This window comes from Sediminibacterium sp., assembly GCF_051860225.1.
Classification (GTDB): Bacteria; Bacteroidota; Bacteroidia; order Chitinophagales; family Chitinophagaceae; genus Sediminibacterium.
This window is the reverse complement of sequence record NZ_JBHYEI010000004.1, coordinates 94,195-113,229: the sequence shown is the minus strand read 5'-3', so window position 1 is coordinate 113,229 and position 19,035 is coordinate 94,195. Positions and strand designations below refer to the sequence as shown.

Annotated in this window: 12 protein-coding genes and 1 pseudogene; 8 read left to right on the top strand and 5 right to left on the bottom strand. The window is 35.5% G+C overall.

Annotated elements, in window-relative coordinates; all coding sequences use genetic code 11:
- Positions 1–4 precede the first annotated feature (4 nt).
- From ACTIEI_RS13415 to ftsZ, 3 genes are read left to right on the top strand one after another with little or no spacing between them, the layout of a single operon-like run.
- On the top strand, positions 5–832 hold the full coding sequence (locus ACTIEI_RS13415; protein ID WP_439506803.1) for a cell division protein FtsQ/DivIB: 828 nt from the start codon (positions 5–7) through the stop codon (positions 830–832).
- Positions 829–2,229, top strand: a complete 1,401-nt coding sequence (ftsA, locus tag ACTIEI_RS13410; RefSeq protein WP_439506802.1) for a cell division protein FtsA — start codon at positions 829–831, stop codon at positions 2,227–2,229. The genes ACTIEI_RS13415 and ftsA overlap by 4 nt, the downstream gene beginning before the upstream one ends.
- A gap of 33 nt (positions 2,230–2,262) precedes the next feature.
- Positions 2,263–4,101 carry a cell division protein FtsZ gene (gene ftsZ, locus ACTIEI_RS13405; RefSeq protein WP_439506801.1) on the top strand — a complete coding sequence of 613 codons (1,839 nt, stop codon included), beginning with the start codon at positions 2,263–2,265 and terminating at the stop codon, positions 4,099–4,101.
- A gap of 43 nt (positions 4,102–4,144) precedes the next feature.
- Here ftsZ and ACTIEI_RS13400 read toward each other — a convergent pair.
- Positions 4,145–5,872: pseudogene (locus ACTIEI_RS13400) on the bottom strand (aminotransferase class I/II-fold pyridoxal phosphate-dependent enzyme).
- Between the two features lie 90 nt (positions 5,873–5,962).
- On the opposite strand from ACTIEI_RS13400, the gene ACTIEI_RS13395 reads away from it, so the two are divergent.
- Entirely contained in the window at positions 5,963–6,904 is a 942-nt protein-coding gene (locus tag ACTIEI_RS13395; protein ID WP_439506800.1) for a TIGR01777 family oxidoreductase, read from the top strand.
- On the opposite strand, the gene ACTIEI_RS13390 is transcribed toward ACTIEI_RS13395, so the two are convergent.
- The 3 genes from ACTIEI_RS13390 to ACTIEI_RS13380 are packed head-to-tail and all read right to left on the bottom strand — an operon-like array spanning position 6,896 to position 9,727.
- On the bottom strand, positions 6,896–7,723 hold the full coding sequence (locus ACTIEI_RS13390) for an ABC transporter permease (protein ID WP_439506799.1): 828 nt from the start codon (positions 7,721–7,723) through the stop codon (positions 6,896–6,898). The genes ACTIEI_RS13395 and ACTIEI_RS13390 overlap by 9 nt on opposite strands.
- Positions 7,724–7,733: 10 nt before the next feature.
- Positions 7,734–8,630: an ABC transporter ATP-binding protein gene (locus ACTIEI_RS13385; RefSeq protein WP_439506798.1), complete on the bottom strand. Its 897-nt coding sequence runs from the start codon at positions 8,628–8,630 to the stop codon at positions 7,734–7,736.
- A gap of 14 nt (positions 8,631–8,644) precedes the next feature.
- Complete coding sequence (locus ACTIEI_RS13380) at positions 8,645–9,727, bottom strand: glycoside hydrolase family 5 protein (RefSeq protein ID WP_439506797.1); 1,083 nt, start codon at positions 9,725–9,727, stop codon at positions 8,645–8,647.
- A gap of 51 nt (positions 9,728–9,778) precedes the next feature.
- Here ACTIEI_RS13380 and ACTIEI_RS13375 point away from each other — a divergent pair, with 51 nt between their 5' ends.
- Genes ACTIEI_RS13375 through ACTIEI_RS13360 form a run of 4 tightly spaced genes read left to right on the top strand, consistent with a single transcriptional unit; the run spans position 9,779 to position 16,655 of the window.
- Positions 9,779–11,149, top strand: coding sequence for a sensor histidine kinase (locus ACTIEI_RS13375; protein WP_439506796.1), 1,371 nt, complete (start codon positions 9,779–9,781; stop codon positions 11,147–11,149).
- Between the two features lie 17 nt (positions 11,150–11,166).
- Entirely contained in the window at positions 11,167–13,188 is a 2,022-nt protein-coding gene (locus ACTIEI_RS13370; RefSeq protein WP_439506795.1) for a cellulose biosynthesis cyclic di-GMP-binding regulatory protein BcsB, read from the top strand.
- A 27-nt stretch (positions 13,189–13,215) separates the two neighbouring features.
- Positions 13,216–15,090 (top strand): glycosyltransferase family 2 protein, encoded by a 1,875-nt coding sequence (locus ACTIEI_RS13365; RefSeq protein ID WP_439506794.1) that lies wholly within the window; start codon positions 13,216–13,218, stop codon positions 15,088–15,090.
- Complete coding sequence (locus ACTIEI_RS13360; RefSeq protein WP_439506793.1) at positions 15,087–16,655, top strand: hypothetical protein; 1,569 nt, start codon at positions 15,087–15,089, stop codon at positions 16,653–16,655. Before ACTIEI_RS13365 ends, ACTIEI_RS13360 begins: the two co-directional genes overlap by 4 nt.
- Here ACTIEI_RS13360 and ACTIEI_RS13355 read toward each other — a convergent pair.
- Positions 16,652–19,027, bottom strand: coding sequence for a 3-hydroxyacyl-CoA dehydrogenase/enoyl-CoA hydratase family protein (locus tag ACTIEI_RS13355; RefSeq protein WP_439506792.1), 2,376 nt, complete (start codon positions 19,025–19,027; stop codon positions 16,652–16,654). The genes ACTIEI_RS13360 and ACTIEI_RS13355 overlap by 4 nt on opposite strands.
- Between the last annotated feature and the right edge of the window lie 8 nt (positions 19,028–19,035).

The window sequence follows — 19,035 nt, the reverse complement described above, 5'->3', positions numbered from 1 at the left end:
TACAATGAAAAAGTTAAACTGGAAAAAAATATTAATTAATACCGCCTGGGTGCTTAGCCTTGTAGGGGTATTGGTTTTATTGGGTGCATCCATCCGCCAGAAAAACCATAAAAGAATCCAAGGAGTAATCGTTGAAATTAGCGGTGCTGAAAAACATATGTTTATTGATGAGCAAGATGTATTGCATATTATCAATGATCCAGCACCTGTAACTGGTAGACCCATGCGCGGTGTAAAACTTCGAAAATTGGAAAACTTAGTAGAGAAAAATCCTTGGGTTCATAATGCTGAAATGTTTTTTGATAATCAATTTTTATTACAGGTAAATATTGTAGAAAAGGAACCCATTGCTCGTATTTTTGAAACCAATGGTCAATCTTACTATATTGATTCGGCCATGAGCAAATTACCTTTGAGTAATAAGTTATCTGCCAGAGTTCCTGTGTTTACTGGATTTCCCTCAACTAAAAAAGTAGACACTGCATTAGTTCAATCTGTTATACAACTTGCAACACTAATTAGCCTTGATTCTTTCTTGACTGCTCAAATTGCACAGATTGATATTGTAGGTAATCATGAATTCGAAATGATTCCTGTAATTGGAGATCATTTAATTGCTTTTGGTGATTCAGCTAATGCGGCGGATAAGCTCAACCGTTTAAAAGCATTCTACCAAGCTGCATGGCTTCAGCATGGTTTAAATACGTATAAAGTTATTAGTTTAAAATTCAAGGGTCAGGTTGTTGGCATTAAAGAAAATGCAAAAATTGTTGATCCTCAAAGCAATATCCCAACTCAAAATCCGTTAACAAGTAAAAGAAATACTCTATGAATCACAATGACGCACCTATCATTGTAGGACTTGACATTGGTACTACCAAAATTGCAGCAATCGCTGGCCGTAAAAATGAATTTGGAAAATTAGAAATTCTTGGATTTGGTCGCGCAAATAGCAATGGGGTATCTCATGGTCAAGTACTCAATATAGATCAAACCATTAGAGCAATTCAGGCTGCGTTAGAAAATTGTGCACTCAGTAACCCAGATCTTGAAATTAATGAAGTATATGTAGGTATTGCTGGGCACCATATCAAAAGCTTACAAACACGTGGTGACATCGTGCGTCAAGATGCTGATATCGAAATTAGCAGAGCAGAAGTAGAACAGTTGATCAATAACCAACGCAAAACATTTATTCCTGCCGGAGATCAGATTATTGATGTGATTGCACAAGATTTTCATGTAGATAGTAATCAAAATATTAAAGATCCAATTGGTTATAACGGAGTTAAAGTAGGGGCTAATTTTCATATTATCACTGGAGATAGAAATGCCATTCGCAATATCAATCGTGCAGTTACTAGAAGTGGTTTGCAAACCAAAGATTTGGTTTTACAACCATTGGCTTCTGCAAGTGCTGTGATGAGTGAAATTGACATGGAAGCAGGTGTTGCTATTTTAGATATTGGCGGAGGTACTTCTGATTTGGCTGTATTTTATGAAGGTATTTTAAAGCATACTGCTGTAATTCCTTTTGGTGGTGAAAATATTACCAACGACATCCGTTTGGGATTGGGTGTGTTAAAAACACAAGCCGAAGCTATGAAAGTGCAGTTTGGATCTGCATTAGCCGACGAAACTAAAACCAATGCATTTATTACTATTCCTGGATTAAAAGGGATGCCTGCAAAAGAGATTAGCGTAAAAAGTTTAGCGCAAATTATTCAGGCAAGAATGAGTGAAATCCTAGATTTTGTAACCTATCATTTAAAACAAGTTGGTTTAGATCATCGCTATTTAAATGGGGGCATTATCTTAACCGGGGGTGGATCACAACTAAAGCACTTGATTCAGTTGACAGAGTATGCAACTGGTTTAAATGCTAGAATTGGCTTGCCGAATGAGCATTTAGCAGCTAATCATATTGATGAATTAAAGAAACCTATGTATGCTACTTGTATAGGTTTAATCTTGAAAGGCTACAACGACTACGATCATCAGTACAAAGAATTTAAAGAGCAATTTATAAAGATGGAAGTGCCATCTGCATTAAAGAAGCAGGCTACTGCACCTGAAGCTCCTGTTGCTGTTGCGCCTAGTCCTGTAACACCTATTTCTGATAGTGAAAAAGCTGGTGTGAATATTGCTCCAAGAATTAAATTCTGGGATAAATTCAAAAATAATTTGATTGATTTATTTAAAGAAGAAGAAGACCAAGTTATCCGATAAACCCATTAATCCTACTAACTCAAACCGTCCACTATGATTCATTTTGATCTTCCTAAGCAAAAATCATCCATTATCAAAGTATTGGGTGTTGGCGGAGGTGGAAGCAACGCTGTAAACTTCATGTTCGAACAAGATATTGAAGGTGTTGACTTTATCATCTGTAATACCGACGCAAAAGCAATTGAACAAAGTAAAGTTCCGAATAAAATTCAGTTAGGACCACACTTAACGCAAGGCTTGGGTGCTGGTGCAAATCCTGAAGTGGGTAAGCGCGCAACCGAAGAGTCATTAGATGAAATTAAACGCATACTAGAAGTGAATACCAAAATGGCATTCATTACAGTTGGTATGGGTGGTGGAACTGGAACCGGTGGTGCTCCTATCATTGCTCAAATCTGTAAAGACTTAGGAATTTTAACCGTTGGGATTGTAACCACTCCTTTTGGTTTTGAAGGTCCGCGCAGACAGTTGCAAGCAGAAGAAGGTATTAAGGCTTTAGAGCCATATGTAGATACTTTATTGGTTATAAGCAATGATAAGTTGCGTATGCAATACGGTAATCTTAAAATGAGAGAAGCCTTTGCAAAAGCGGATAATGTATTGGCTACTGCTGCAAAATGTATTACTGATGTAATTAATAGTCGTGGTCATATTATTGTAGACTTTGCCGATGTATGTACCGTAATGAAAAACGGTGGTGTAGCAATTTTAGGTAAGGCAGAAGTAGAAGGTGAGAATAGAGCACAAATAGCTATTGAAGAAGCTTTGTCTTCTCCATTATTGAATGATAGTGATATCAAAGGAGCTAAGTGGATTTTAATCAATATTAATAGTGCGGAAGGTGAACACGAGTGTACAATGGATGAATTGGAAATCATCAATAATCATTTGCGTTTACAAGCAGGTGATGACGCAGATGTAATTGTTGGTATGGGTTATGATGCTTCTTTAGATAAAAAAATCGGTATTACTTTAGTTGCTACTGGTTTTGAACATAAAGACCCATTTGCCAAACCAGTTGCTGAAAAAAAGCAAGAAGCAAAGCCTGAAAAAATTGTAATGACTTTAAAAGTTGAGCATCCTGCAATTAATTCAAGTGTTATTACCGCAACCACCGAATCGCCAGCAGCATCCGCATCAAACGCAGCACCTGCAACACAAGCAGCACCTCAAACAATTGTGTTTGATATTGCTCCTCCTAGCCAACAAGATGAAGTGCCTGTTATTGCTGAATTAGAGCCAATAGTAGAAGCTACTCCACCAATGGGGGTATATATGGAAACTCCTGCTATTACAGAGGCAGAACTAGAATTGATGCCAACTTTACAAGGTCCTCCTGAAGTTCATTTGTTTGACGAGCAAGAAGAAATTGAACCAATTCCTACGGCTATTCATTCAAGTATTTCTGCAAGTGTTTTAAATAAACCAACTAATATTTACGCAAGTGGCGCTGTTTCTGAAACACCAAAAGAATCAGTGCAGCCCGAACCGATTGCTGAAGAAGAAAATATATTCGACATGCAATTAGTTGAAAAGCCAGAAGGCTACAATACGCCTGTTTCATCAGTACCTACTTCACCTGAATTAAATGGTGCAGGAGATTATATGGATGATGTAGAAGATCAAAAAAGAAGGGCAGCAGAACGTATTCAGAAGTTGCGCAATCTGTCTTTTAATGTAAATAACACTGCTGATATGAATGGAGAATTTGATGCTGTTCCAGCTTATGTTAGACGAAATATGGAATTGTTTGGAAATACCCTTACATCGGTAGAAAACTTTTATAGTAAATACACTGTGGGTAAAGATGAAAACAACCAAACGCAAATAAATACATTGAATACTTTCTTAGATGGAAAGAAACCCGATTAAATTTTTGTAGACTAACTCAACCATTATATTTCGGATGCCCCGCTCAAAAGAGTGGGGCTTTTTTATGCAATGATTCTTTAATAATTGATAACATACGTTCATTACTTGCCTGATCTTTAACTGCAATTCTTATTGCATTTTGCTGAATATTTTTTCCCATATTACTTACGTCTCTTAGATATAATCCTTTGCTTTTACATACTTCAATGAGTTCCGATGTTGATAAAGTATTGGTTGGCAAATAAAATAAGATAAAGTTGGCAACTCCATCAATAATTTGTGTGATACCTAATTGTTCTAAACCTTTTTTTAATGATTCTCTTAGTTCATTTGTTTCTAGGTATTTCTGTTGATAATAGGTAGTGTCTTGTAGCGCAGCAATTGCAGCTGCTTGCGCTGGTAAGCTAACAGCCCATGGTGGAGCGTATTATTGAATATTCTCTATAATTGGGGATGCGCAGCATAAATAGGCAGCTCTTACTCCGCTCAGTGCATAGGTCTTGCTCATAGATTTACAAATAATTACATTATTTGTTTTACAGGCAAATTGTTCGAGGGATTCGTTTTGTCCTACATACTCAATGTATGTTTCATCTATCCATACAAATGTTTGTGCTGAAACTTGTGAAAGCATTGCTTCCATTTTGTGTTTGGAGCAATACACTCCTGTGGGGCTATTGGGGTTTACCAAAATCACCATATCATACCCATTGTTTATCTCATTCAATAATGCATGGGTGTTAATAATAAATCCTTCTTCTCGGTAAAGGTTAAATCTATTTACTTCACATTGTATTACTTTTTCTAGCACATGAATATACTCTCCATAACAGGGATCAATAATAAGTACTTTAGACTCTTTTGTCAATAAACCTGTGAGGGCAAGGAAAATCAAATCAGATGATCCCGCACCAGGTAAAATTTGTGTTGATTGAACCCCCCTCGTCTCTGCAATAACTTTTTTTAATCCTTCTGCATGCGTAGGCGGGGAAGTTTGAAGCAAAAATGGTAGCTGTGATTGTAGGGCTTGTAACATTTTTGGGGAAGGCGTAAACCATGCATCTAAAACATCTGCATTAATAATTTCTTTGGCTTTTTCTATACTTTGTAAATCTTCTCCAATAGCTTCAAAAAAAGAACCTCCATGATAACAGGGAGATGGAGCAAAAAATAGATAAGGTAGTTTCCAATTTATTTTTTTTTGCAAAGTGGTATAAATGCTTTTTTGGGTATTTATTTTTTCTTGTAAAAAAGCGATAGTTGCGACTGATAAAACATAAGTTACTTTACCTGATAAAACTTTTTCTTGCAATGGTTGTAAACCTGCTTTTTGATACATTGCTAAAAGGTCTTCCCTACAAATAGCAACAATATATTTGCCTCCATGCGATTGAACCCATCTGAATGCTGCATACATTAATGCTAAAGCAATTGGCGCATATCGTTTTTGTTTAATCACCGACAATAATCGAATTTCATACAGGTATTCATCAAATGAAAATGGGACTGCTGTTCGTGGAAAGTATTTGTCTACTGAATAATTTGTTGAACTCGGTGTGGTGATACTAATAAATCCTACTATTTGTTCATGGTCTTTTGCAACTATATAAAAATTCTCTTTGTCTAGAAAGTCGCATAATTGTTGTTGGTGATTACCACTATGTTGATTCAGTTCATTCGCATAAATTTCATGCCGAATTTGATAAATCTTTTCTCTATCTGATTCATTAGCTATGCTAAGCGTAATTGGTAATAGATTGGTTGTAGACATTGCCTAATTTAACTAATTTATATATTATATAGGTTCTTTTAGTGGTGCAACTTTTAGCCATTACATTTGTTATTATATAAAGCATATACTATGGCAACAATACTGATTACAGGTGGTACAGGTACAGTGGGAAGGCGTTTAACAACATTGTTATTAGAGAAAGGGTACTCAGTTATTGTTATGGGAAGGGGAGGAGCCTCCAATCGGACATCGGTTACAAAAAATCAAGCAAAGCTTAGTTACGCAAAATGGGATATTGATGCGCAAACCATTGATGAGTCAGCCATTAAAGCTGCTGATTATATCATTCATTTGGCTGGAGCAGGTGTGGCAGATCAGCGTTGGTCTGCTGAACGAAAAAAAGAAATAGCCAATAGTAGAATTAATAGTTGTGCCCTTATTGTAAAAGCCTTGTCGTCTATACCTAATCAAGTTAAAGCTGTAGTTAGTGCCTCTGCCATTGGGTGGTATGGGCCAGATGAGAGTGCAGATTTGCCTTCTCATGGATTTACTGAAGAGGCCAATCCTTTCCCTGATTTTTTAGGAAATACTTGTAAATCTTGGGAAGAAAGTATAGCTCCTGTTGCTTCATTAGGTAAGCGATTGGTTATTTTAAGGACAGGGATTGTATTAAGTAATGCAGGCGGAGCCCTAGTAGAATTTAAAAAGCCTTTACTTTTTAAAACAGCGGCCATTTTGGGTTCGGGCAATCAAATGATTAGTTGGATTCATGAAGACGACTTGTGCAACCAATACATTTATGCCATTGAAAATGAAAACATGAATGGCGTATACAACGCAGTTGCTCCTAATCCTGTAAGTAATAAAACACTTACAATTGCATTGGCTAAAAAGTTAAGTGGCTCTTTTTATATACCATTTTATGTTCCTGCCTTTGTATTAAAAATCGTTTTAGGCGAGATGAGTATTGAAGTACTTAAAAGTGCTACCGTTAGCAGTAATAAGATTATGCAGGCGGGATATAACTTTCAATATCCCACCATTGATGCAGCGCTTGAACAATTATGCTAAATCTCTTTTGCTGTGAACTTTAAAGCAAATAACCCAGATGATGATGGTGTAAATGCAAGTGTAAATTACTTGCTCTCCTACCAATGTTAGCGCTAATTCATATCCTTCTTTTGCATCTTTTCCAAAGTTGCCAGTAAATGCTGGTGTAACTAAAATATTATCTGAGACTTCAAATGGTAAAAATCGGGTAATCGGAATTTTTTTATATTTTAAATAAGCCACCAATATATTTTCTACCACTAAATAATAAAATAAGAATATTCCTAATGCTATGAAGGCTTTTTTAACTAAATAGCCTAACAAAAAGGCAATTGATAATTGGGCAAATGTTTGTAAAAAAAACATGGGTATATAGTGTAACTGTTCCCCTATTCTACCAATATTATCTGGATCGGCATATATACCAAATGAAAGCGCTACAAGCATATATACTGTCATTACCACAAACGAAATAATTGCCACATCAATGAGTTTGCTGCCCATGAATTCTTTTCTGCTCCAACCATCAATTATATTTTGTTTGTGGGTACGGTAATTGTACTCATTCGTAATAAGCATTATGACCAGTATGGCAGGTAGTAATACAAAAAAGGAAGAAAAATAAGCAACGGTATGAAATGTTTCTGGAAAAGCGAATGGATTGCCTAATAGCATTTTCGCAATATTATTAGTCATTTCCTTTCCTTTTGTAAAATTAGTGTACACATTATAAAACATGTAGTTGATGCTAGGGTAGGTTAGCATTACGATAACCAGCATCCACCAAAATGCTGGATACTTTTTTATTTTCAACCATTCTATTTTTAAAAGCAAACCCATATAATTTAGTTTAGTCGTTGGTTAATTCAAAAAACTTAGATTCTAGTCGCTGTTTTTTATTCAATAATAAATTCAATGTTATCCCTCTATTAAAACAGAATTGATTGACTGCTTCCATATTGGCACTACCTGCAGGAAAATGAATCTGCATCCGTTGGTTTTCTTCTTTTATAGCCGATATATTGGGCATATCTCCAATACAATCCCTTAGTGCTTGCATATCTGCTGCAGCTATTTCAACAATGTCTTCGTTACTTAATACTTCATCAACTGGCCCACTAGTTAATAAATCCCCTTTCTTTAAGATGGCAACATGCGTACAAATTTTTTCAACCTCATCTAATAAGTGGCTAGCAATTATTATGGTAATACCTCTCCCCGCCAGCTTTTTGATTAACTCTCTAATTTCTAGTATGCCAACGGGATCTAATCCATTGGTGGGCTCGTCTAATAATAACACTTCTGGATTACCTAAAAGGGCACCTGCAATGGCTAATCTTTGCTTCATCCCTAAACTATAGGTGCTAAACTTACTCTTTTTGCGTTCGGTTAATTTCACTATTTCTAGGACTTCATCAATCGCTTGATTATTTCCTCTGCCACTAATTGCAGAAGTAATTTTTAAGTTGTCAACTGCTGATAAATAATGATAAAAATTTGGGGTTTCCAATAATGACCCTATTCTTTTTCTTGCTTCTGCATTGGGGGGTTGATTAAACCAGCTATAGGTTCCAGTATCTGCACTTAGTACATCAAGTACAATACTCATCATGGTGGTTTTGCCACTTCCATTAGGTCCAAGAATACCAAATACGCTTCCTTTAGGTATAGAGAGCGAAACTTGTTTTAAAGCTTTTACCTTACCGTAAGTTTTACTTACCCCATCTAATTGCAAAACTGTTTCCATATTGCTTTTTTAAATTAATCTTTTAACCAGCCATTCAACTGTTTTATCACTTTACCATTTTTTAGAATACTGAACTTGTCATTATAGTCCCATAACATAACTGGGATGTCAAATGAATTCATTATATCTGTAATATCACTAAGGTACTTGCTTTTTGCTTTATCTGCTGCCAAATTGATAACGCCCGTTTCTGTACAGATAAGCGGTATTTTTAGCTTATCAGCTTCTCCTTTTATTCTTTTAATCCGATTGTACAAGTAGGCAAAATTGGCTTCTCTTGGAAAACGTTCAAACTCTTTTTTTACTATAGCGTCTGGGGCTACCCCTTTTAGTTTGGGCATTTTTCTTTTTTTATACGGATAGGGAATTCCTACCATATACGTTTTCTCTGGAGTCCAATCGGCCCCTTGGTGCGTAAAGATATATGGTTCGTAAAAGTGGAAAGTATAGAGCAATTTGCCATCATCAGTACTCAGTTTTCCCATATTTAGTAATTCATTAATCCCGTTGTAATTAGCTCCCCCAATGATAAAAATTCGATCTGGGTCCTCTTTTCTTAATTCCCTAACCAATGTAGTGGCAGTCGATTTCCAGATATCCATATCGGTAGTAGGCTCGTTATATAATTCAAGAAACAGGTTCTCAGTAGAAAAATGCCTAGTATCAGCTATTACCTGCTTCCAAAATTTGATTATTTTTTCTGTTTCTGCAGTATAGTTTTCATTCGTTAGTTTACCATAATGGTATACAATTACCATTTTTAGGTTGAGTTGATTGGCACTCAAATACGTTTCATGCAATTTTTGTAATATTTCTTCGTTTAATTGATTGGATCCCTCTTTCACGAAGTGATCAAAGGCCACTGGCAGCCTAACGGTTTCAAATCCTGCCTTGGCAATTGTTGTTAACAAGGGAAGAATATCAGTATTTAATAGTTGGCTTGGACTGTTCCAATGCTGTTCTAATAAAGAGATATTTACCCCTTGACCCAGTGATTGAGCGATTTTGCGGATTGACTGATTGGTTTGAGTATGGGCTTTGTTAATACCAAAACCCAATACCAAGAGTAAAATGAGTGGTTTAATGTTGATTCGCAAGATGTTTTTATTTAAATTAAACAATTTTTTACCAGTTCTATATAAGTACCCATGAACGATTACCATCGGATTCCTTATGTAAATATAGACCGCACAAAACTATCTTACGAATTAGTTAAGCGGGGCGCTTACTATTCTAATGTAGCGGTATGGACGCTGATGTTTTCGCTTCCTTTATTTATGCTATTAGACGTTCTTTTTATGAAGGACGATTGGGTCTTTTTATTATTGGTAAGGTTGATTTTTTTTAGCATTTCTTATTTTTTCTACATTTTTGGAACCAAGCGCAGGTGGAATTATGAGCTAATTTTAAACTTGGTTGTTGGGGTTAATATCGTTTTAGTCTCTGTTATTTCTGGCATTATACCAATTTACAGGGCTTTACCCTATTTCTTGCTTTCTTCTGTTATGGTACTCCTTTTAAATACCATTTTATTCTGGAGACCCTTATTTGCTCAGTTGCATGCTGCCATTTCCTTTACGATTATTATATTTCTGTATTCTGTCAATAATCAGTCGGGAGGGTATACTAGTTTAATATCTAATGGGGGTGGGGTTTACTTCTTAGTTTCTGTTTTTTCTATTTTAATAGCCTACAATCGTTACCAGATAGTATCTAGGGAAACAGAAAAAAACCTCATTATTGAAGAATCTAACAGAAGAATGTTAGAGCAAAATGAAAAGATTAACGACCAGCACCACGTAATTGAAGCGGCAAATAGGAGATTAAAAGAGCTGAACGACTATAGACAAAATACCATTAATATCATGATTCATGACCTCAAAAACTTTGTTGGGGCGAATCAGATTTCTTTAGATCTAATCAATCGCAAAAGCAGTAATCTTACCAATGACCAAAAAGATATCCTTAATTATATATCGATGGGTAATGAAAAATTACATTACCTAAGTCATAAATTGGCCGAATCTGCAGAAGATGAAACAGGTAAAATCACCTATTTCATGGAGCAATTTGATATTATTCCAGAGGTAGAAAAAGCAGCTATTGCTTTAGTAGATGCTGCCAGCATTAAACAAGTAAGCATACAAGTTCACCTTTCTCCATCCGAAATATTAGTAAATATTGATAAAATATTTTTACGTCATATATTATTTAAGCTACTTTCTAACGTTATTAGATTTATCCAAAAGGGTTCATCTATTAGTATTCACGCAAATGACCTAGATGGGGCGTGTATTATTGAAGTAATCAATAAAACAAAAAACCCTATCGGAATGGAAAAATTGGATGATTATTTTAATAGGTTAACCAATCCTGATCAGTCCGATGAGGCGATAAACCAATCTGGACTGGGATTTGCCATTGCAAAACAGCTGACCGAAGATATGGGCGGCAGTTTAACTTATGAAAGCAATGTCACTATTGGAAACTATTTTAAACTCAAATTCAAACTGGCTTAGTTTAAATACCCGAAATCATGAAAACAAAATCTACCCTGCTTGTACTCTTCTTGCTAATAGCTGGAAGTATTATTGCCCAGGATTTTAAAACCCGCTCGCTGGAAGCAATGGGGTACAGAAATGAGTCTATTATGGGAATTAATGGAGCCATTTCTTACTTTATTAGACTACAACCTAGAGATGATGTAGATCGTACTAATTTGATTCTGCAAGTTAGACCTTCTCAGGTTTTAAGGGAAGATATGTCTACAATAACAGTTTCTTTGAAAGATGAGCCTGTTTATACTACCCGTTTAGTAGCGGACGCAATTGATTCGGTTATGACAATTGTAATCCCTTTAAATAAAAGATATGTTCAGGAAGATGGACGTTTCATTAAGTTAAGGGTTGATGCTAAAATGGCTATGTCTGATGAGTATTGTAAAGACGTGGATAATCCAGCAATTTGGGTGACTGTAAGAAATTCCTCTTATTTAGAAGTAGTTAAACAGGATAGGGCTACATATAACCATAGTTTAAAAGAAACTATTTCCGAATACAATACCGTAGCAACTCCTGTCAATGCAGATTTAGATGATTTAACCAGTGGGGGTATTCTTTTTGCTTTATTAAAAGAGAAAGGAAGTTTAGAAGAAATTATTACGACCAACTTTAGGGATTCTGATTCTTCTATGGGTAATATGATTATCACTGGAACTTACAATAAGCTACCAGGATATATAAAAAGCAGACTACCTGATTTTAAAAACGGTCAGGGGTTAATTAAAAATGTTTTATTAGACAATGGGCAAGAAGTTTTAGTCATTACGGGTAAGGACCAGGAAGGGTATAGAAAAGCCATTTATACTTTAACCAATTATAAGATTATCAATGCCAGTTTCTCCTATACCATGTTAGTGGATGCTGGTGCTCCTTCTTATTTTGATAAAAATCAGTTGCCAGTTGTGTTCTCTTTAGAAGAATTAGGTGGTACACCTAAGCTCATGGAGGGTATCGGAGCACTTAAAACCAACTATGCATTTTCTTTGGCAGATTATAATGCGATCCCTAAGAAATTGACTTTTCACTTAGAAGCCATGTTGTCTTTGCTAAAAGAGGGAGATCGCGGATTTCTAAACGTTTATTTGAATGACAACTTAGTATTTAGTACCGATTTACATGATAAAACTAGTTTTAGTGGTGATATAGAATTGAAACCTTATTTGCTTACTAAGAACAACTCATTAGTGGTTGAAATGCGTTTTCATGGTGCGGGTGGAATTTGTAAGGAAGGGTTTTCTAATTTCTTTGGATTCATTGATACCAAAACTTCTAATTTAGTTTTCTCTGGTGAAAAGGTAAATGAGTTTTATAACTTCTTTAATTATCCAGGGGAATTTAGAAAGAAGGCATTGCGTTGTATTGTTACTCCTTCTTTAGTTCCTTATTTAGCGTCCTCTTTTGGAGAATTAATTTATCAATTGAATACAGCTACTTTAGCAGCAAACTATTTATTTATTCCACAAGTAGTATCTTCTGATAAGGCTAATTTGAGCGATATGACCAATATGAATGGTATTGCCTTATTGCATAGAAATGATCCATTGATTAAAAGTTTTGAGAAAAACTTGCCCGTACAATTCAATAGAGATTTCCAATTATATAAAGATATAAGTGGGGAAACTTCGTATTCTATTAATGATTTTTCTAACTCAGGAATAGCGCAAATATTTCGACAGGGGTCTTCCACTTTTTTACTTATCAGTGCATTGGGAGACTCTAGTATCAGTGATGCATTTGAAGGGGTAATTAAAAGTTTTGGATCCCAATATTCAGCCATTGAGAGTAATGTTTGTATAGCTAATAGTAAAGGTAAAAGTAACTTCTTCTTTAAGCTTCCAGACAACGCCGGATTGGTTACCTATAAAGGGGATAAGAATAATATGGCATTGCTTTGGAATAAATATAAATACTTCCTATTAGCTGGATTAGCTGTATTGTTGGTATTAGGATTCTTCTTTGTAAGAAAGCGTGTTAAACAATCTCAGGAGATCATTTAATTGATGCTTTAACCCAACGTAGTAATTATGCCTGTTTGTGTATTGAATAATATGATTAGTGTAGGCTTATTTACTACGGCCAAACTCACGGAAATTGAAACGATTGCCGATGAGTTTGGGTATGCACCTATAAAAGCAGCACTCAACTTTGGGTACTTAACCAGAAAATCGTACGTGGCATTTTTAGAACGGTCTGGATTTCCATTGGTTGATGTTCGTAACGAAGTGATTGATGAAGTTTTTGTAGAGCAATGTGATTTGTTGCATTTAAATGCTTTCTTGTATTTACCCATGCGCCGAGATGGTCGAGGTAATTTATTAGTAGCTGTAGCAGATCCAATGGATGAACAATTGCAGGGAATTCTAGAAAACAAATTCAATACTAAAATTCAACTAGTAGCTGCATCAGACTTAGATATTACCTGGATGGTGCATAAATTAAGGGGAGAGTTTTACGTTAAAGAGGCGGTATTTAGTTTGATGCGTAAAGATCCTGAAAGCTCTGGACTAACCACTTTCACCGATTATCAACTGCTATTTATTTTTATTGCAATTGGATTGTCTTTCTTTTTTCTAACATTTAGCTTTGTAAACAGCTTCATTTTCATCAATCTTACCTTTAGTTTTATCTTTTTGTTCGCGATTGTATTTAAGTTATCCATTGCATTAAAAGGGTCCAAATTTGAATTGACGGAAGTAGTGACGAAAGCAGAAGTAAAAGCAGTTCAAAATAATACCTTACCTGTATACACTATCTTACTTCCAGTATATAAGGAAGATAAGCTGATTCGTAAATTGATATGGAATCTAAGAAGTTTAGATTATCCACGGGGTAAGCTTGATGTTAAATTGTTAATTGAGGAAGACGATGATAAAACCTTAAATGCAGTTAAAGACCTTGATTTTCCTGCCAATTTTGAAACAATCGTTGTTCCGTTTCATATGCCAAAAACCAAGCCCAAAGCTTGTAATTACGGCCTATTCTTTTGTAAGGGTGTGTATCTAACTATTTATGATGCAGAAGACGTGCCCGATTCTGATCAGCTTAAAAAAGTAGTTTGCTTGTTTAGAAAACTACCAAAAGATTATGTAGTACTCCAAGGGGCTTTAAATTATTTCAATAAGAATGAGAACCTGTTAACAAGAATGTTCACATTAGAATATTCATATTGGTTCGATTATATGTTACCAGGTTTGCAATCACTAGATGTGCCTATTCCATTGGGTGGAACATCCAATCATTTTAAATTAGCCAAGTTGCTTGAGTTAGGTGGATGGGATCCATTTAATGTTACAGAGGATGCCGATTTGGGTGTACGTGTTTTTGAAAAAAGATATAAAGTAGGGGTGGTGAACAGTACCACATTAGAAGAAGCCAATAATGAACCTTTCAATTGGATTAGACAACGTTCTCGTTGGATTAAAGGGTATATGCAAACAGTGCTGGTACATATGCGTAACCCTCCTCGTTTGATTAAGAAAATTGGATGGAGAGGTTTTTTTGGATTTAATTTCTTTGTTGGGTTTACGCCGATCACTTTTTTATTGTATCCATTATTATTGGGTTTTTATATAGTCTATTTAGTTTTTGATTTACAAACAGTTCGAGTACTCTTTCCAGATTGGGTCTTGTATATCTCTATTTTCAATTTCATAGCAGGAAATACACTCATGATTTATGTGAATATGCTTGCGGTGTTTAAAAGAAGATTCTATGAATTGATTTTATTTGCATTGATGAATCCTTTTTATTGGTTAATGCATTCAATTGCAGCATACAAAGGGTTATGGCAGTTAATTTATAAACCATTTTATTGGGAAAAGACCAATCATGGATTAACTAAAGTATCTCATTCCGCAGCAGCAGCTACAGCAGCGGGCAAAGTAAATGAACCACGATGAAGTTAACTGTTCAGCGAATAAGATTTTTGTCATTACTATTGGTAATTTATTACCTGGTATTGGCATGGATTTTTAATAGGGCTGGGTTTGAGCATTCAGAGCGGTTGTTTTATGCAGAAAAAATTATGCTGTTGTTTGAAAACAGTGAAAATACTTTATTGACTTTAGGGACTACTTTCCCAACCACTTCCTATTTAATCAATATTCTTTTTACTCCATTTGGATATTTATTTGCGCCGATTGCAGGTTCTATTGTATTAATGGTGGCACTATTTTTCTTTATGTTGAAAGACATCAATGATTCTGAATTGCCTTTTAGAACCCTATTTTTTAGTGTACTCGTGCTATTCTTTTTTCATCCGCAATTTGTTTATGCTGCAATAAGTGGTAGAAATATTGCTGCTATTGTTTTATTTACTTATTTATTATTCAGAAGCTTATTTTTTTATTATCAAAATCAAACGACTTATTATTTGTCGCTTGCCAGCGTTTATTTAGGCGCATTAATTTTTTCTGAAATCAAATTTTTATGGTTGATTTTAGGGTTCTTGCCCTTTGTAGTATTGGTATCATTAGAGGGGATTAAAACCGCTAAAGGAGAGCCGGTGGCTTTACAGTACTATCAGGCACTAAACAATCGCTCCTTGCGTCGTAAATTGGTAAACAGAACTGTTTCATTATATTTTATCTTATATCTGCTTCCTTTAGCTGCCATCTTTTTATTTAGAACATTGAATCAGTCGCATGCAGGAGATCCCACTTATTTCTTAAGTAGTCAGTATTCTAATTGGCGCGTAACTGGTGTTTCCTCTATAGCGAATATAATGGAGCGTGGATCGGGAAATAACTTGAATAAACAAACACAAATTATTTTTCCCATTTTCACGCTGTTTCTAGCACCTATCTTCTTTTCTGCACTTTTTTTATTTAAAGGCAAATTGTATAAATTATTGACTCTATTAACACCACTTATTTTTATATCTATTTCCTTAATTGATATTCAGTACTACTTAACAACTGAGTATTATATTATCATACCAGTTATTGCTTTTGTTGGTTTATGTTTCTCTTCTACGATAAAGCTGAATAGATTCATGACTTCTGTTATATTGCTTGCAGGCACTGGGCTAACATTGGTTGGCGGGTTTTATTATTTTTCTCAAACTGCAGATTTTGAAGAGCAACATTTTGTGAAAATGGTAACTGAGAATAAGTTAATGCCAGCAGAAAAAGTGGTGACAGAGGATAAAATTTTAGCAGAGTATCTTACAAGCATCAAATCAGAAGATAGACCAGTTTTGATAGATGACGCTGCAGCTTATGGTATTATTGCGCACTTACCTAATCTCAATCATTTGGTAATGCCTTTACAAAAGAATTTCATTACGGTTATTGAAAACCCGTCTTTATCTGTGCAGTATATTTTAATTGCCAAAATAAATAACCTTCGGCATAATTTCACTGCAATGAATGCTTACAATATGGTACAAATGCAAAACCGGTTGAACCTGAAGTCCAACCGGGTTTTTGAGACACAAAACTGGATTGTTTATTCAATTCGTTAGTTACGAATTGGTCTTCCACTTTTTAGTACACTTTGTATTCTTTCTAAGGATTTCTTTTCGCCGCATAAGCTAAGAAAAGCTTCTCTTTCTAAATCTAAAAGGTATTGTTCACTTACCAAAGTTTGTTCACTTAGATCTCCACCACACATTACATAAGCCAGTTTGCGTGCAACTAAAGCATCATGATCTGTTGCATAACCACCTCTCCACATTCCATTAATTCCAGCTAGCATTGCTCCTAGCCCAGAACGACCTAATACTTTTATGTCTGTTCTTTGAATAGGTGTGTTGTATCCTGCTTCATGTAATTCTAAAACAGATTTCTTCGCTTCTGCTATTCTTCTACCAATATTCATAACTACTTCATCTTGTCCAGCTCTTAAGATACCCATATCAAAAGCTTCGTGTGCAGAAGTAGCAACTTTAGCGGTTGCTATTGCAAAAAATCTTTTCTTAAGGGTATTGGTTTCTGGTTCGTCTTCGTGCAATTCATCTGAGGCACGTAAGGCAAATTCTTTGGTTCCACCACCACCTGGAATTAATCCAACGCCCAATTCAACTAGACCAATATAGGTTTCAGCTGCTGCACAAACTTTGTCTGCATGTAAATTCATTTCGCATCCTCCTCCTAGTGTTAAACCATGTGGTGCAGTTACAACTGGAACACTAGAATAACGTAACCGCATCATGCTGTTTTGGAACATGCGAATGGCCATATCCAATTCGTCGTATTCTTGCTCTATCGCAAGCATAAAGATCATACCCACATTAGCACCTGCACTAAAATTAGGTCCTTCATTGGCTATAACTAATCCTTTGAAACTTTCTTCTGCTTTAGTAATGGCTTTATTTACACCTTCTAAAACCTCACCACCCATGCTGTTCATTTTAGTGCTCCATTCTAATCCTGCAACGCCATCTCCAATATCATACATTCTACATGCACTGTTTTTCCAAACTAAATTATCGCTATGATTTTTCAATATCAAGAAAGATTCTCCACCAGGAATAGCTTTATATGATTTTGAAACAATATCATAATACATTCTTTTGCCATTCTCCACTTTGTAAAAATGGGTAGCTCCTGTTGCTATCATTTCTGTTACCCAAGGTGCAACTGCATATCCTGCCGCCTGCATGGCTTCCACTGTTTTGGCAACACCAACAGTATCCCATGATTCAAATGCGCCAATTTCCCATCCAAAGCCCGCCATCATTGCATCATCTACACGGTAAACCTCATCACTAATTTCTGGAATTCTAAATGATATGTATGAAAATAAAGAGAAATGAAACGCTCTGTAAAATTCACCCGCTTTATCTGGGGCTGCACTCAGCATTTTTATTCTTTGCTTTAAATCTTCAATTGGTTTTGCTGCTTCGAGGCTGGCAAATTTTGGCTTAACCCTTGCTCCATATTCCATGGTTTGCAAATTCAAGGTTAAAATTTCTTTACCTGCAGCAGTCTTTATTTTTTTGAAGAATCCCTGACCTGTTTTATCACCTAGCCAGTTATTTGCTGTGATGGTATCTAACCATGTTGGAATGGTAAATATCGTTTTAGCTTCATCGGTAGGACAATTATCTGCCACTCCTTTGGCAACTTTAACTAATGTATCAATACCTACCACATCTGCTGTTCTAAATGTTGCTGATTTTGGTCTTCCAATGATTGGACCAGTAAGTGCGTCTATTTCGTCTACACTTAATTGTTGTTTGTCCATTATATGGAAAATACTCATGATGCTAAATACCCCAATTCTATTGGCAATAAATGCAGGTGTGTCTTTACAAAGTACTGTTGTTTTACCCAAATGCACATCTCCATAATGCATTAAAAAATCTACTACAGCGGGATCGGTAAATGGGGTAGGAATAATTTCTAATAAACGCAAATAGCGTGGGGGATTAAAAAAGTGAGTACCACAGAAATGCTTTTTAAAATCATCACTTCTACCTTCTGCCATCATATGAATAGGTATTCCTGAAGTATTTGAAGTGATTAATGTACCAGGCTTTCTAAATTTTTCTACTTTCTCATAAATCAATTGTTTAATATCTAAGCGTTCTACTACCACTTCAATGATCCAATCGCAACCAGCAATATCTTTCATATTGTCGTCAAAGTTTCCCGTCTTGATTCTGTTAATGACAGATTTAGTAAATACAGGAGAGGGATTGCTTTTAACTGCTGCAGTTAATGCATCATTTACTAGCTTATTGCGTTCCGCAGGTTTGGTACTTTCTGCTGCTGCAGCAGGAACCATGTCTAATAATAGAACGGGTAACCCAATGCCTGCAAAATGACAAGCAATTCTAGAACCCATTACACCGCTTCCTAATACCGCAACTTTTTTAATTGAACGTTTCATTATTGAAT